Raw genomic sequence first — 16,314 nt, 5'->3', positions numbered from 1 at the left:
CTATTTATTGATTGATGTTTGGAAATATTGATAATTAACGACACTCTTATTGTATGCATTGAGCGCATTCAGATAGTTGATCTTGATATCTATAGATTGTGTCAGAAACTGGCTTAACTCAGCATAACTGATTTCGCCGCTTTGATAGCCCAGATTTGCCGCTTTGATAATCGCTTCTGCCTGCTTCAAACCTGAAGTTTCATAGAACTGAAGCTGACCTTCATTTTTTATGCGTTCGTTTTCTGCATTTTGAATGTCTGCAGACAGCACTTGTTGTACCTGCAGAAGTCCCTGCTGTTGAATGTCAGACTCCAGTTGTGCAGCCTTTACTTTATTATTGTAGTATCCCGAGGAAAATACAGGGAAATTAGCAGTTACAGAAAATCCTGTAAATGGATTCTTTTGTCCCCATAGCCGTTGAGAGAATACACGCCCTGAGAAATCCGGCATTTTTCCTTTTTTCTCTACCCGTATTCCGGCTTCTGCCAGTTCCACATTCTTTTCCTGAATACGAACCAACGGATGGGAAGCGGCTGTAATATCACGCTTATTGAAAGAGATTTTGATAAGTTCTTTTTCATTTGGTAACAGAAACGTATTCTGATTCAGTATCACGCTGAGATTTTGAGCTGATATCAACAGATCCTGATGATTCTGTATCAGGAGTGCTTTATTCTCCTGCCATTTGGTTTCGGCCGCTATACGTTCCAGTCCTGCCGCTTCTCCGGTCTGTACACGCAGATCTGCCGCACGGAATAATTCCTGATAGATACTGTCCAATTGTTGAAACAGGCGTTGTCTGGCTTCAAGATACGTTAGCTCATAGTAATTAGTCGATACATCTCTGGTGATGCGCGCCTTGATCTCTTCAAGCTGCATGGCAGATATTTCAACATTTTTACTTAAATAAGCTTTACGTGCTTTATAGAACCCCGGCCAGTTAAAATTCTGAGAGACTCCGACTTTCCATATCCCTTGTGGATCAAGCGGTGCCATATCCTCATTCTCCACAAATATTCCTGTCTTGCCATCAAAAGTTTTAGCACTTTCTACTTTAAACTTATCTGCCTGGAGTGTGGTTTTTTTGATATCCAGATTAGCCGTCATGGCCTGTTTTATTGCACTTTCCAACGTAATACGTGTTGCTCCCTGCTGGGCAAAAGATTGCTGAGCCGGAACAAATAACATAATAGCCAGTATTAATGGAAGTGTCTTGGTTGCAATACCATTCATTTTATTGCTTTTGTTAAAGAAAAGTACATACAGACTTGGCAGCACAAATAGTGTCAGCAATGTAGCTGAAATCAAACCGCCGATCACAACTGTAGCCAGTGGTTTCTGTACTTCTGCCCCTGCTCCCGTACTGAGTGCCATAGGCAAGAAACCTAATGAAGCAACAGTTGCGGTCATCAATACAGGTCTTAGTCGTATCGTAGTCCCTTTCCATACGCGCTCAAACACATCGTGAACACCTTCTTTTTCCAATTGATTGAAAGTCGATATCAATACAATACCGTTAAGTACAGCGACTCCGAACAAAGCGATAAATCCGACCCCTGCAGATATACTGAAAGGCATATCCCGTAACAGAAGGGCGAATATACCTCCTATAGCACTCATGGGAATAGCTGTATAGATAAGTATAGATTCTTTAATGGAACGGAAAGTGAAGTATAATAACATAAAAATAAGCAGCAGTGCTACCGGAACGGCAATCATCAATCTGTTAGAAGCTTCTTTAAGATTTTCAAATGTACCTCCGAATGTGTAGTAATAACCTGTAGGAAGAATATTCAACTCATTTAATTTTGTCTGAATATCATTTACTACAGATGTTACATCTCTGCCCTTGATGTTGAATCCGATAACAACTCTTCGTTTACCATCTTCGCGACTGATCTGTGCAGGACCATCTTTCATCGAAATGTCAGCCAATTGGCTTAACGGAACCTGTTCTCCCTCCCCGGTAACCACCGGAAGATTACGGACATCTTCGATAGAAGTCTTATAATTACTGTCCAGGCGTACAACCAGATCAAAACGACGCTCATTTTCATAAATGGATCCTGCACTGCTTCCTGCAAAAGCCATAGAGACCATTTTGTTGATCTCAGAAACGGTGAGTCCGTGCAGTCCCAGCTGTGCGCGGTTATATTCAATGGATATCTGTGGTAGTCCGGTTGTGCGCTCTACCTGAGGTTCAGAAGCACCATCTACGGATTGTACCACTTGGCCCACCTTGCTTGCCAGAGAAGCCAGTGTGTCAATATTTTCTCCAAAAATCTTGACCGCAACATCCTGTCTTACTCCGGTCATCAATTCATTAAATCGCATCTGTATAGGTTGTGATGCTTCAAAAAATGTTCCCGGAATAACGGATAGCGAATCCATCATGCGATTAGCAAGGCCTGTATACGTGTCTCCTCCGGTCCATTCCTTAATGGGCTTGAGGGTCACAATAAGATCCGTAGCTTCAGGAGGCATAGGGTCAGTGGGTATCTCTGCACTTCCCGTCTTGCCGACTACTGTTTTCACTTCAGGAAATTTTTTCAGTATACGGGCGGCTTCCATAGATGTTTCTATACTCTGTGCTAGAGAAGCTCCCTGAGGCAGAATACAGTGGAATGCATAATCACCTTCCTTAAGCTGAGGAATGAATTCACTGCCCATCTTTGAAAACAGAAAAATGGAAAAGGCGAATACTGCCACAGCAGCAGCAACCAGTACCTTTCTGATACGTACTGCTTTTTTGATCAGCGGCTGATACCAGCGTTGCAATGCGTTCATCAACCTGTCTGCAAAAGTAACTTTGGTATGTGGTTTTTTAGACAGAAACAGTGCGCTCATCATTGGTATATAGGTCAGTGAAAGGATTAGTGCACCAATAATTGCAAAACTCACGGTTTGTGCCATAGGCTTGAACATTTTTCCTTCTATTCCTACAAGAGTCAGAATAGGGATATATACAATCAAAATAATTATTTCACCGAAAGCCGCACTGTTACGAATCTTAGAAGAAGATTGATACACTTCTTCGTCCATTTCAGCCTGTGTAAGTGGTTGATTGGATTTTCGAAGCCCCAGGTGGTGCATCGTGGCTTCGACGATAATCAGTGATCCGTCTATGATAAGTCCAAAATCAATAGCTCCAAGACTCATCAGATTGGCGCTGACACCAAACATACGCATCATCCCCAATGCAAAAAGCATGGAAATCGGAATAGCAGATGCCACGATCAGACCTGCCCGCAGATTTCCGAGGAAAATAATCAGAACGAAAATGACAATAAGTGCTCCTTCGATCAGGTTAGTCTGTACGGTATTGATAGCACGGTTAACCAATTGAGTGCGGTCAGAAAAAGCTTCAATGACAACATCTTTGGGAAGTGATTTTTCGATTACTTTGAGTTTCTCTTTTACAGCACCTACTACCTGAGCACTGTTTGATCCTTTCAGCATCAGTACTATACCCCCTACGGCTTCTTTTTCGCCATTGTAGGTCAGCGCGCCGTAGCGTACAGCAGATCCTTCGCGGACTTGTGCTACGTCTCTGATATAGACCGGTACGCCATTTCGTTTTCGGATTACAGTATTCCGGATATCTTCCATATCCGAAAGTAAACCCACACCACGTATAAAATAGGCATTAGGTTTTTTATCTATATAGGCTCCTCCTGTATTTTGATTATTTGCTTCCAGTGCATTGAATACATCATTAATCCCCAGATTCATCGCACGTAGGCGATAAGGATCAATAGATACCTCATATTGCTTTAATTTACCTCCAAAACTATTAACTTCCGCTACGCCGGGAGTACCGTAAAGCTGTCTGGCAATAAGCCAGTCTTGTAATGTACGGAGATCAGCCGCAGAGTATTTATCTTCTGCACCTTTGGCGGGATGCAATACATATTGATATATTTCTCCCAGTCCGGTACTGATAGGTGCCAGTTCAGGCGTGCCCATACCTTCAGGAATGTTTTGTACAGCTTCATTTAATTTTTCATTAATCAGCTGTCTTGCAAAATAGATATTGACATCATCGTCAAATACTGCCGTCACGACCGAGAGGCCGAATCGGGAAATGGATCTCAACTCAATAAGATCGGGAATGTTCATGAGCTGTTGCTCAATGGGATAGGATACAAACTGCTCTACCTCTTGTGTGGCAAGAGAAGGAGATCGGGTAATGATCTGTACCTGATTGTTTGTAATGTCAGGATTAGCATCAATTGGGATATGCATGGCACTCCATACACCCCAGATTATAAGTATCAGAGTAAATAATCCGATTACAATCTTATTCCGGATACTGAATCGGATAATTGCGTTCAACATAATAATAACATAATTAATTAACGACCACTTATTTACTTTAAAATAAGTACGAATAAATAAAATATATCTACATAGACGAAACTATGAGATATGTTGCGACATTAATTATGAAAGTTTGGGGGGCTGCCAGATACTACTGTATTCGTTCGCATAGAACGATAATTGGTGGGCAAAGGATTTATCCTGATGTACAGGAAGAAGTTCAAATGCAAAATCAATATGCTCAGGCAGATGGACTGCTATGGAGCAACATCCGCATACACACAATGGCGAACAGCTGTCTTTATGAGCATGTTTACCGTTCTGGTCAATATGGCGATGTGCAGAAATTTCGTTTGAGAGCTGGTCTATATTAGGCAAAACAGAATGATTATCCTGACACGGTATAAGCGTCAGAAGAATAAAATAAATGCTCAATATGTAGGCAAGTATGCGCAATCTCTTGATTTTACTTGCAAATATATAAATTTATTAAAACGATGGAATAAGATTTACGTAAATATTCTATTATAATTATTTTTAAGCTACCATTTATGCTGTATTTTGCATAAGACAAAGTTGAAATAAACCCTACATTTGTAGAACAGACCGAAAGGTCATTTATCTGAACTTTTTTAAAGAAAAACATAAAAATAATATGAGAGTATTAGCAGAGTTGCCACATCCGGATTGTAAGATTTCCATCTTTGGTATGAATCAAAAGTTTATTATCAAGTTTGAACAAGGCGTGCTTGAGCAATCCTATAAACTAGCCGAAACAGATGTAGTAGGTGGTGTCAACGGTGTGTTTGAATTGCTGGATGAAACTTTTATTCAACAGGTACTTAACCATTTTCAGGAGATGCGTAAAAGCTTTATAGAAAGCTATGACAGATATCAATAGATACATTACATATAGCAATGTAAGTTGCTGATTATTATATATTTTTATTTAAAAATAACAAAAGGCCAAATTTAATTTGGCCTTTTGTGCTTAAAGTGATCATGAGAAAATATCAAATGTAAACTAAAATATTATATATTTTTATACAAAACACTGTTATATAGATATTTAAATATATAAGCAAAATTTTATTTGGTTGTAATTTCTGACCAAATAAATCTAACATAATAATTGCTCTACTAACGCAGGCACTCCTTCTGATGCTTTTGAAGTTATAGTAACAGTTCTCTCCGGTATATGATATTGATCTGCTGAAGGATCTATCAGGAATATTTCGCAATGCGGAGGAATGTCATGAATAAGATTTGCAGCGGGATATACCTGAAGTGAAGTTCCTATGACAATAAGGATATCTGCCTGTTGAGCGATCCGCATTGCAGGAATCATCGCTGGCACAGCTTCTCCAAACCATACAATATTAGGCCGCAACTGGCTTCCCCATTTACATAGCTCTCCCATTTTTAGTTCGTCTCCTTTGATCTCATAAATACTAGAAGGATCCTTTGATGAGCGCGACTGCGTGATCTGACCGTGCAGATGCAGAATATTTTTACTTCCGGCACGTTCATGAAGGTTATCTATGTTTTGTGTAATAATATCTACATGATACTGATTTTCCAGGCGTACCAAGGCTTGATGCGCAGTATTTGGCTCGGCTAATAGGCATTGTTTGCGACGTTCATTGTAAAATTGCTGCACCAAAGCAGGATTTCGTTGCCATGCTTCCGGAGTGGCTACATCCTCTACACGATTTCCTTCCCATAATCCGTCATCGCCCCGAAAAGTTTTCAAACCGCTTTCGGCCGAAATCCCGGCTCCTGTAAATACTACGATTCTTTTCATACTATAATTACTGTTTCTGCTATAAATTGCTTTCTATTGCACCTACTTTTTCCCGGTAGAGTTCAATCGGCTTATCCAACAGTACAGCGATTACGGAAAGATTGTTGTTCAGGCGTTCATTAGGTACATTGATGTACACAATTCCCGGAATAGCACTCCAGTAGAGTTTGTTATAGATATCATGATCAATCATAGAGCCCTCGCCTACAATGCGGATACGTGCGATCGTATTTTTTAATCCCTTCACCGCAACTGGCCCTGTGGGTTTACCCTCTACAAAAAGATAGAGCGTCTGTTTGTCCGCAGATAATGCTGTAAGACCTGCATAATGTCCCTCAGGGATCCCCGCTCCTGTCTCGTACAAAGCTTCCGCATGCTTACTGATCCAGTTTACAATAGCCGGATTCGCTTGTTTTTGATCAGGTAAGTTCATGTTTAGGCCATCTACTGTAAGTCCATTGTTTTTCAATAAATTATCACCCGAGTAAAGATGCTTCGCGATCTGATAAACGGCTTCATCTGCATTTTTGCCTTTAAGTAATGTCCTGATCTCTGTTGCTACCGGCTCAGCTTTAATAAATGTTGGCGTATTGTCGAAATGGAGAGCCAGTACAGTGACTGCTGGATCAAATTTGATGGTATTCAGATCCAGTGTGATAGCAGATGCGTTTTGTGTATAAGGAACTTTAATTCCAGATTGTCCCACGACAGTTGCTCCCTTTAGAGCAGTAGATATCCCTGTGAGATGCTCTGTGCGCTTTACAGCATCAAGATACAAGTACACTGTCTTTCCATCTTTTGATAAGGCAGATTTTCCCTGATAATGTTCAAATGGGATTCCTGCTCTTGTGCCATATACTGCTTCCTTGTGAAGTCCGGTCCAGCGGCCAAGCTCTTTGAGAATAGCAACCTGTTCCTCCGGAATAGTACCATCTTCTTTAGGACCAATATCCAAAAGGAGATTACCACCCATGCTGATACAATCCACCAGTGTGCGTACAATCATATTGGGTGTTTTATAGTGCTTGTCAAAAGCCTGATATCCCCAGGAGTCATTCATCGTATAACATAGCTCCCAGTGGGGTGCAGATGGTCTGACCACCGGAATACCCTGTTCAGGCGTATCATAATCTCCGTGATGGTTAAGACGGGAGTTGATAATAATATTTGGATTATATTTGCGCAGATTGGTTAATGTTTGCTTTGCTTTCCATTCTTCCGAGTTGTGTTCCCAATCACCGTCAAACCAGATCAGATCCGGATGATAGAGTTCAGATAATTCATTAAGCTGAGTCTGGTAGTATTTGACATAATTTTCCCAGCGCTGAGGTTCCTCTTTGAGTGCGTAGCGTTTCCTTGTTCTGGTATTTACATCGTAATACGGATGGCTCCAGTCCGGTAGTGAATAATATAATCCCGTTTTTAGTCCTGTCTTTTGTAAAGCTTTGACAAATGGATCCAATACATCCTGTCTGGCCTGTGCATCCTTTTTAATAGTAATAGCTTTGTCTGCTTTACTGTCCCACAGCGATACACCATCGTGGTGTTTGGTGGTGATAACTGAATACTTTGCTCCGGAATCATGTATCAGTTTTGCCCATTCATCCGGCTTATATTTCGAAGCAGTAAATCCATTTAGCTGCTTCATATAATTTTCATGATTGATATAGTTATTGAAAAATGCCCAGGATTCGGAGATTCCTTGTACAGAATAGATTCCCCAGTGAATAAATATGCCTAGCTTGGCATCTTCAAACCACTCCATTTTTGCGTTGTTTTCTGTTGGTTGCTGCGCATGGGCTGTTAAATGAACAGTTAACCCAAGCAGTGCGGCCATAATAGCTCTCTTTTTCATCAAGTTTACAAATTAATCAGATGTCTTTAAAAGCATGAAAAATAGAACAAATACCTGATTTTTCAAACTTAAATCAGGTATTTTAGCGGATTAGAAGTAACTTTGTTACCAATGATCGAATTATATACGGACGGAGCTTCCAGCGGCAATCCGGGACCCGGAGGTTACGGAACTATTCTAAGAACTCGTTATAGCGGTGAAAATGAAGCTTTCAAAGGTAAGTTGATAGAGAAAACTTTTTCTGAAGGGTTTCGCAGAACCACAAACAACCGGATGGAGCTCATGGCTGTCATTATCGGACTGGAAGCCTTGAAAAGTCCGCAACAGCAAGTGACTATTTATTCAGATTCAAAATATGTTATCGATGCCATTGATAAAAAATGGGTCTACGGATGGATTCAGAAAGGTTTTCAGGGGAAAAAGAATAAGGATCTTTGGATCCGGCTCATGAAAAGCTATAAGCTACATCAGGTAAGACTGGTCTGGGTAAAAGGACATGCCGGACATCCGGATAACGAACGCTGTGATCAATTGGCTGTAGCTGCATCAAAAGATAAAGCGAACTGGAAGATTGACACTGTCTTTGAGCAAGAGGAAAAAGCTCAGGGATAATGTATCGTTAAAGATTACAGAAAGAAAAAAAACGTCATTGCTTAGCGAAGGAAGTATTCTAATATAAAATTACTTCATTCGTTTTTTAGCAATGACGTTTTTTAGTTGATTTTATTCAGCTATAGCGTGCTCTTTAGCAGCTAAATAACGTTCGGCTTCTAATGCAGCCATACAGCCTGTTCCGGCAGCAGTGATCGCCTGACGGTAAATGTGATCCTGCACATCTCCACATGCAAATACACCTTCTATGTTTGTCTGCGTACTATCTGCTTTAGTGATCAGGTAGCCGGTTTCGTCCATATCCAGTATGCCTGTGAATAATTCTGTATTAGGTTTGTGTCCGATCGCAACAAAGAATCCGTCTACTGGAATATCTGTAGTGACCTGTGTCTGGTTATTGATCACCTTTACAGCTGTCACCACCTGACCGTCACCAAGAATCTCCACTGCTTCAGTATTATAGTGAATTTCAATATTTGGAGTATTCAATACGCGGTGGACCATGGCTTTAGATGCACGGAATTCGTCACGGCGTACTAACATATGTACTTTAGATGCCAGTTTAGCCAGATACGTCGCTTCTTCAGCTGCTGTATCTCCAGCCCCAACGATTGCGACTTCACGATTTTTGAAGAAAAAACCGTCACATACAGCGCAGGCAGATACACCAAATCCATTGTACTTCTGCTCACTTTCAAGTCCTAACCATTTTGCTGTAGCTCCTGTTGAAATGATAACAGTGTCAGCAGTAACGATTTTAGATCCATCTATCTCTATTTCTTTTATTTCGCCTTCCAGATTCACTTTGGTTACATAGCCAAACCGAACTTCCGTACCAAAACGCTCTGCCTGAGATTTGAGATCTTCCATTAACTCAGGACCAAGAATCCCTTTTGGATAGCCCGGAAAATTATCTACATCTGTCGTCTGTGTCAATTGTCCACCCGGTACCAGACCTGTATATACAACCGGTTTGAGATCAGCACGTGCTGCGTAAATAGCAGCAGTATAACCTGCAGGACCTGAACCGATAATCAAACATTTGATATGTTCTCTTTCTTGTGACATATAATTATGAATAATAGTTATTTATATGATTTATATAATCTTTTTATTTACCAAATTTACTTTGCAGATCTTTTAACATATCCGTCGTAATGGCTTTGCCTTTGGACGGATTGTTTTTTTGTTGAAAATCCTTTTTTACCTGCTTTTTCTCTTCCGGTGTGGAAGACTGTACCGCAGGTGCTGATTTTCTGTTTTCTTTAAATCGTGCCCATATGCGCTCCAGACATTTTTTTGTGTATAATGGAAAATCACCCTGCATCATCCATGAATAGTAACTTGGTTCTATTTCAAATACATTTTCTACAGGACGTCCTTTGTGCTTGCCAAAACTGAAAACTTCTACACCGTCTTCATTGTATACAATACGACCTGCAAAATCCACCGGTTTACTCAGATTAGTAAATTCATGCAGGGCTTCTACATCATTCACTACAGGCTTGCTCTTATTGCCATGCTTGTCTTCATACACCACATCTTCATAACGGCTCAACTGGGCCTTTAATACTTCGTATGTAGCAGTGACATCTGCTTCTGCGGTATGTGCATTGTTCAGATCCTGATCGCAATAGAATTTGTATGCAGCTTTCAGCGTACGTTGTTCCATTTGGTGGAAGATATTCTGTACATCGACAAAATTTCTGCCTTCCAGTGAGAAGTCTACATTTGCACGTAAAAATTCTTCCATTAGCATCGGAACATCAAACTTATTGGAATTATAGCCCGCCAGATCCGCATCTCCTATAAAATCTGCAATTTCCTGCCCCAGTTCTTTAAATGACGGAAGATCTTTTACATCTTCATCATAGATGCCGTGAAACATAGATGATTCGGCAGGAATAGGCATTCCGGGATTGATACGGCGCGTCAGCACTTCTTTATTTCCATCGGGCATCACCTTTAGAATAGAGATCTCAACGATACGATCTAATGGGATGTTTACACCGGTGGTTTCTAAGTCGAAAAATGCCAGCGGTCTTTTTAATTTCAGTTCCATGAATGAATGTTTCTAGCTAATTATACAAAAATACAAAGTAAAGTTTCAAATATGGCATTATCATTTCAGAATGACAATAGCATTATAAATTTATATTTTTCAACTTAAAATCTAATTAAGTATATGCAATTATAATCCTTCTCTCATTGTATAATTCTTTTCTGTTATGAATATTTTATTAGGGAGTCAATTGATATCCTGCTTCTCCTTTTCCCGCTTTATTTATTATGCTCATATATTCTCTGTTTTCAAGCGGATTATAATCTATCTTGATAGATTTGAAACTCTCTTTAATGTTTATATCTGTCCATTTCAGATAAAAAACTGATAATGTATCTCCCCTAAACCTATATACAAATGGTGACAAGCCTTTTATGGCATGTACCTTAATTGCCTTATCAAAGATACCAAATATAAAAATACGACTGTTCTGACTAACATATTATCAGGCTGATAGGTGAAATCTGTAAACAGGAAAAGGGAACCGTTCAGTTCCCTTTTCCTCTGTTATAAAATGTTATGATTATTATCCTAACAATTCTTTTAGTTTTGCTGTCTGATAATCTGCCAGTTTCTGAAGCGGGCCTGAAGCCAGCATTTTCATCATCATATTCAGATCGGCTTCTATTACAAAGTTAGCTTTTGTTTCGGTTTCTGATATGGATATCAGTCTCCAGCGAAGCGTCAGATCGAACGGAGCTTTTTCACTGGGTACGGCTACGATTTCCTCATTGGGAGTCCGCAGTTCTATCTTCAAAGCCAGCTTCGCCATGTTTTGAATAGTAAATCTCGCTTCGTCTGCTGTAGATGACCAGTTGTAAATATTCTCAGGCATCAGTCTTTCATGATTATTGAAGTCTGCCAAAAACAGATATACTTCAGCGATAGACTTATTGATTTCTGTATTACTTTGAATAATGGTCATCTTTTGTAAAATTTAATATTATACTGTTGCCTCCCATGTAGACGGGCTTACGCGCCATTGTCTCAGGACATCAACATCTTCTTCCATGATATAATTGCGCTCAGCTGCAACCTGAATAAGAGCATTATAATCACACAGGCTGAAAAAAGCACATTTAGCTTCTCCGAAATTCTGTACAGCTTCATCAAAGCCATAGCTGAATATAGATACAAGACCTACTACGTTACAACCAGCCTCACGTAATGCTTTTACAGCTTGCAGACTGCTTTTTCCGGTAGATACCAGATCTTCCACTACGACTACACGTTGTCCGCTTACTACTTCTCCTTCGATAAGATTCTGGCGACCGTGATCTTTAGCGCTGCTACGAACATAAGTAAATGGTAATCCCAAATCCTGCGCCACTAATACTCCCTGAGGAATACCTGCTGTAGCTACACCGGAAATCATATCGACACTTCCGAACTCTTCCTGAATGAGCTTAGCAAGTTTTTGTCTGATGTAAGTACGGATAGCCGGATAAGACAATGTAATACGATTATCACAATAAATTGGTGATCTCCATCCCGAAGCCCATGTAAAAGGACTTTTAGGTTGCAATTTAATTGCTTTAATTTGCAGTAAGGATTCAGCAACTTTTTGTTCAACCTCATTTAAATTATTCATGCAGCAAATTTATAAAATTTATATGAACCAATCTGTTTTAATTTTGACAGATTTCGTTCCTAAGAACATTGAAAACCCTCAAACAATTGGCATTCAAGAAATTGACCTGGAAAAACTTTTCGCGCAGTCTGCACAGAGTGCAACACCTGTCACTTATCTGTATATTCACCCGGAATTTGAAGTTGTCTTTAAAAAAATATTGGATAAAGCAAGAATTATTAAGGCTGCCGGAGGGCTGGTTGAAAATGGCGAAGGCGGATATCTTTTTATTTTCCGATTAGGACACTGGGACCTACCCAAAGGAAAGGTTGAAGAATCCGAAAAAATGAAAGTCGCGGCTGTTCGTGAAGTAGAAGAAGAGACTGGTGTGAAGATCGATTATCTGGGTCCCAAACTTATTACTACCTATCATACCTATTATATGCGGGGTAAATTTGTGTTGAAAGCAACCAATTGGTATCGTATGGGAATTAATAAAGTTCCAAAGTTGATCCCTCAGCATGAAGAGGATATTACAGAAGCAGAATGGCTCACTCCTGCCCGATTGAAAAAAGTAAAGGAAAATACCTATCCGCTGATTCTGGATGTAATCAAAAAGATCAGAAAATAATACAAAAAACGGGCAGCCATAAGTGCTGCCCGTCTGCTAAACTAACTAAACTAAATTAAAATGTATCGGAATATGAACTTAATATTATAATGAAGTTTTATCCTCAGCAGGGACTATTTTTTCAGCTTTTCTGCTTCCGCGTTCGCCATCCATTTTACGTTTGCCTTTCATACGGTCCCCGCGTTGTGCACGTTTCTCTTTAAGGATATTTTGTTGTTCAGGTGTCAGCACCTTGTTGAGTTCTTCCTGATTTTGCTTCATTCCTTCACGGAAAGCTTCCCGACCGGCTTTATTGTCACTCATCGCCTCTTTTTGTTTTTGAGCACTTTTCAACTGGATGGCATAGACTTGTTTCTTTTGTGCTTCTGTAAATTTCAGCTCCTTATCCAATCGCTCCGTCTGTAGTGTAGCCATTTCTTCCGGAGTTTTATTTATCATTTTTTCGCCGCGTTCTGTTCTTTTTACGGGTTTACTTTGAACTTCCTGAGCATAGGTAGCAAATGTCAATCCGGACATAAGACCTACCAATAATAGCATTTTTTTCATTTTCGATTTTTTTAGTAATCAATGAACTAATTTTATCTAATAGATCGAAAGAAACTCCTAAAGTTTAATGTGCTTGTGTTAAAAGATGTTAAGTATTATCGGCATGCGGAGAATTGAAAGGGTAAAGTATAAGTTACCTATTTTCAGTATCCAGGGCTGATAGTCTGCAAGGGCTATTTATCTGTTGAATTTAATTGATAAGGTGGTTTGGCGCGGAAGCCAATCACCATTCCGGTTTCGGTGATATATTCTATTTCGACAATCTCACCTTTGAGTTCTTTACAGTATTTGGGTAAATCCTTGTCCTGCTGGTAGCCAATACACCCATAACTGTGATAAATCAGGAATTCATTTACAGGATCAGTTCCGGCAGCATCCGCTTCTTCCCTGAGCCTGATATAAACGGATGTGTATTTTAATTTATAGCCTGTACCTTCTATACGGACATCTTCTACAACTTGTTTTCGGATGGTTTTGCGGGTTCCGGCAACAGAAGGGTGCTTCATTGCCACAAGAGAGACAATGGTATAGACTGTTAACACAACAATACAAACCATTAGCCCAATTAAAACTTTTCCGAATATCCAGGTTGCCATGATAGCCATGCCGCACATTTGTACAGGAACTATCCAAAAATTGAAGGAGGATTTCTTTTTTAATCGCCGGAGTTCATCTTCTGAAAGTGAAACTATTTGCTGCATGTTACTATAGCTTTTGCCAAAAATAGATAAAATAGTAGCTTTCTGTCTTCCCTGTTTCCGGGGATTTTAAACAATTTTTAAAGTTGGATTTAGTCAGGAATTGCAGTAACAGATATTCAAAACATTGTTTATAAAAATTATGTACACCCCTGTTATTTCCCGGCATTGATTTTTGCGAATTTCAAACGTTCAATTTCCTTTTGTAATGTGTGTTTTTCAGTTAACGACCTGCTCAATCTGATGGCTTGTTCATAGTGTGCCACTGATCTGTCCATATCTGTATAAGCATACAGATAGCCCATCAGAGCCTGATAGCAACTGTTTGTAATCAAATTAAGTTTTTCAGCTTCCAAAATTGCTTTTTCTTTTCCATGCACATTAGCAAAAGCAAAGACTCTGTTTAATGCTGTTATCGGGGAGTCTTCAATTCTAATAAGCTGATCATACAGTTGTAATATATTTATCCATTTACTATGGTCTGTGGATGTGGTATGCCAATAAGCAATCCCGGCTTCCAGATGATATTTTGTCGGAGATTTGGCGGACTGCGTTGTCGCATTTACCAGATAATAGTTTCCGCGATGTATCAGCGATTGATCCCATAGATTTCTGTCCTGCTCGTCAAAAAGTATGGCTTCTCCGTTTATATTCATTCTTGTTTCCAGTCTTGAACTTTGAAAACACATCAAGGCCATCAGCGCATTTGTTTGTGCGGTGTTTGTCATCCGGTTTTCTGTCAGGCATAAGGTTAGCCGTATGGCTTCAGAACAGAGGTTAATTCTGATTTGCTGCTTGTTGGCTTTCGAAAAATATCCCTCATTAAACAACAGATACAAAGTTTTCAGAACAACCTCCAGCCTTGATTTAATTTGTCCTTCGCTTAAGGATTTAATCTGAAAACTGGTATTCCGAAGATTTGTTCTTGCACGTAGCAGACGTTTTTTTATCGTTTCTGTATTTATTAAAAATGCATCAGCTATCTCTTCTACACTGAATCCACAAAGAATTTGCAGAGCCAGACAGATCTGGCTTTCCCGCGAATTGACAGGGTTACAAACTGCAAAAATCATTGCCAGCTGACTGTCAGCAATCAGCTGATCGTTGTATTCAAATTCCTTCTCCGTATCAATCTGTTCAGCTTTTATTTCTTGTTTGATTTGTGTTTCGAAGATAGCTGTGCGTTTCACATAATCTTTTGTTTTATTCTTTGCTACTGTGTAGAGCCAGGCTGTAGGATTATCAGGTATACCGTTAATAGCCCAGTACTCCGATGCTTTCAGAAAAGTATCATTTGCAATATCTTCTGCCATTTCTATAGCATGTAAACCAAAATGACGGCACAGTACCGCCGTCATTTTAGCGTATTCCTGTCGGAATAAATGCGGTAAAAGGTCTTTATGTGCTTGTTTTCCTGACAATCTTGCTGCTTTCCTTTCTTAACGATTATACTATATCTTTTGAATTTCCTATAAGATTTAAAAATTCAATCTGAGGTTCGGAATCCAGATTTTTGTCCCGTTGTTCCTGAAAATGCACAAAACTTGCTGTATTCAGCAATTGCTCCTGAATATCCTTATTTCGGTATTGAGAGAGATGAACAAATGTTTTGTCATCCTCTTTTTGAAATACAGCATAGGAAAATTGTGTATTATCCAATTTTTTAAAGTCAGCGAGGAAATCTTGTATCCTTTCTTTATTGGCGTTTACATATTTGTCATGTACTGTATAAGTTACTTTTACTACAATCATAAAAAAATCTTTCCGGAGTACTAACTTCTTTTTAAAACTTCTCTAACTTCAATACTTCCGTCTATTTTAAATACCGGATTGCTTTTTGCCATTGCAACAGCCTCATCGATGCTATCTGCTTTTACTACAATATAGCCGCTGATAAACTCCTTAATCTCCGTATAGGGTCCGTCTGTGACTATATTGTCAGATTTTACAGTTTTAGCACTCCCGGTTGAAGGTAATAGTGTATTTCCTTTGTCTACCAATTTGTTTTGTGCAGCTATGCCTGCTAACCAGTTCATTCTTTCCTGCATTTGTTCAGGAGAAGGTTGAAAATCAGAAATGTCTTTTAGTCTGAAGATTAATGCAAATTCTTTCATTTTTTTAATATTTTATTGTTCGACTTAATGACGATTGATTTTTTTAAATGGGGACATTTTTTCAAAACAAATTAGTGATTCCTGATTGTACAGCCAAAATAT

The 16,314-nt window shown here is 39.4% G+C and carries 16 protein-coding genes; 3 read left to right on the top strand and 13 right to left on the bottom strand.

Going from position 1 to position 16,314, the window contains the following annotated elements; all coding sequences use genetic code 11:
* Both I6J03_RS20565 and I6J03_RS20560 read right to left on the bottom strand, forming a co-directional pair.
* Positions 1-4,338, bottom strand: coding sequence for a CusA/CzcA family heavy metal efflux RND transporter (locus tag I6J03_RS20565; protein WP_201693948.1), 4,338 nt, complete (start codon positions 4,336-4,338; stop codon positions 1-3).
* Positions 4,339-4,443: 105 nt separating this feature from the next.
* A complete protein-coding gene (locus I6J03_RS20560) occupies positions 4,444-4,755 on the bottom strand; it encodes a DUF6660 family protein (protein ID WP_316928383.1) in 312 nt (103 codons plus the stop codon).
* Positions 4,756-4,975: 220 nt separating this feature from the next.
* Between I6J03_RS20560 and I6J03_RS20555 the strand changes: the two genes are divergently transcribed.
* Positions 4,976-5,221 (top strand): hypothetical protein, encoded by a 246-nt coding sequence (locus I6J03_RS20555; protein ID WP_003005689.1) that lies wholly within the window; start codon positions 4,976-4,978, stop codon positions 5,219-5,221.
* A 219-nt stretch (positions 5,222-5,440) separates the two neighbouring features.
* On the opposite strand, the gene I6J03_RS20550 is transcribed toward I6J03_RS20555, so the two are convergent.
* Both I6J03_RS20550 and I6J03_RS20545 read right to left on the bottom strand, forming a co-directional pair.
* Positions 5,441-6,124 carry an SIR2 family NAD-dependent protein deacylase gene (locus tag I6J03_RS20550; protein ID WP_003005688.1) on the bottom strand — a complete coding sequence of 228 codons (684 nt, stop codon included), beginning with the start codon at positions 6,122-6,124 and terminating at the stop codon, positions 5,441-5,443.
* A 19-nt stretch (positions 6,125-6,143) separates the two neighbouring features.
* Complete coding sequence (locus tag I6J03_RS20545; protein ID WP_003005686.1) at positions 6,144-7,979, bottom strand: alpha-L-fucosidase; 1,836 nt, start codon at positions 7,977-7,979, stop codon at positions 6,144-6,146.
* Positions 7,980-8,090: 111 nt separating this feature from the next.
* Here I6J03_RS20545 and rnhA point away from each other — a divergent pair, with 111 nt between their 5' ends.
* Positions 8,091-8,591, top strand: coding sequence for a ribonuclease HI (gene rnhA / locus I6J03_RS20540; RefSeq protein WP_039989872.1), 501 nt, complete (start codon positions 8,091-8,093; stop codon positions 8,589-8,591).
* Between the two features lie 111 nt (positions 8,592-8,702).
* Here the strand turns inward: rnhA and trxB are convergent, their stop codons facing one another.
* From trxB to pyrE, 4 genes are all read right to left on the bottom strand, one after another.
* A complete protein-coding gene (trxB, locus tag I6J03_RS20535) occupies positions 8,703-9,659 on the bottom strand; it encodes a thioredoxin-disulfide reductase (RefSeq protein WP_003005683.1) in 957 nt (318 codons plus the stop codon).
* 43 nt (positions 9,660-9,702) lie between these two features.
* Entirely contained in the window at positions 9,703-10,653 is a 951-nt protein-coding gene (locus I6J03_RS20530; protein ID WP_003005681.1) for a 3'-5' exonuclease, read from the bottom strand.
* 526 nt (positions 10,654-11,179) lie between these two features.
* A complete protein-coding gene (locus tag I6J03_RS20525; RefSeq protein ID WP_003005678.1) occupies positions 11,180-11,578 on the bottom strand; it encodes an SRPBCC family protein in 399 nt (132 codons plus the stop codon).
* Positions 11,579-11,596: 18 nt separating this feature from the next.
* Positions 11,597-12,244 carry an orotate phosphoribosyltransferase gene (gene pyrE, locus I6J03_RS20520; protein WP_003005676.1) on the bottom strand — a complete coding sequence of 216 codons (648 nt, stop codon included), beginning with the start codon at positions 12,242-12,244 and terminating at the stop codon, positions 11,597-11,599.
* A 22-nt stretch (positions 12,245-12,266) separates the two neighbouring features.
* On the opposite strand from pyrE, the gene I6J03_RS20515 reads away from it, so the two are divergent.
* The gene (locus I6J03_RS20515; RefSeq protein ID WP_232279668.1) at positions 12,267-12,854 is read left to right on the top strand and encodes an NUDIX hydrolase; all 588 of its coding nucleotides are present in this window, start codon (positions 12,267-12,269) and stop codon (positions 12,852-12,854) included.
* 84 nt (positions 12,855-12,938) lie between these two features.
* Here the strand turns inward: I6J03_RS20515 and I6J03_RS20510 are convergent, their stop codons facing one another.
* The 5 genes from I6J03_RS20510 to I6J03_RS20490 all read right to left on the bottom strand — a co-directional run bounded on the left by I6J03_RS20510 (position 12,939) and on the right by I6J03_RS20490 (position 16,212).
* Positions 12,939-13,400 carry a hypothetical protein gene (locus tag I6J03_RS20510; protein ID WP_003005672.1) on the bottom strand — a complete coding sequence of 154 codons (462 nt, stop codon included), beginning with the start codon at positions 13,398-13,400 and terminating at the stop codon, positions 12,939-12,941.
* 173 nt (positions 13,401-13,573) lie between these two features.
* Complete coding sequence (locus tag I6J03_RS20505) at positions 13,574-14,101, bottom strand: hypothetical protein (protein ID WP_003005670.1); 528 nt, start codon at positions 14,099-14,101, stop codon at positions 13,574-13,576.
* Positions 14,102-14,253: 152 nt separating this feature from the next.
* Positions 14,254-15,456: an RNA polymerase sigma factor gene (locus I6J03_RS20500; protein ID WP_236586205.1), complete on the bottom strand. Its 1,203-nt coding sequence runs from the start codon at positions 15,454-15,456 to the stop codon at positions 14,254-14,256.
* Between the two features lie 88 nt (positions 15,457-15,544).
* Positions 15,545-15,850, bottom strand: coding sequence for a hypothetical protein (locus I6J03_RS20495; protein ID WP_003005660.1), 306 nt, complete (start codon positions 15,848-15,850; stop codon positions 15,545-15,547).
* 20 nt (positions 15,851-15,870) lie between these two features.
* On the bottom strand, positions 15,871-16,212 hold the full coding sequence (locus I6J03_RS20490; RefSeq protein ID WP_003005657.1) for a YciI family protein: 342 nt from the start codon (positions 16,210-16,212) through the stop codon (positions 15,871-15,873).
* Between the last annotated feature and the right edge of the window lie 102 nt (positions 16,213-16,314).

Origin of the sequence: Sphingobacterium spiritivorum (genome assembly GCF_016724845.1) — a bacterium.
GTDB lineage: Bacteria > Bacteroidota > Bacteroidia > Sphingobacteriales > Sphingobacteriaceae > Sphingobacterium > Sphingobacterium spiritivorum_A.
Note: the sequence above shows the minus strand (reverse complement) of the source record. Positions and strands in the feature narration are given on the sequence as shown.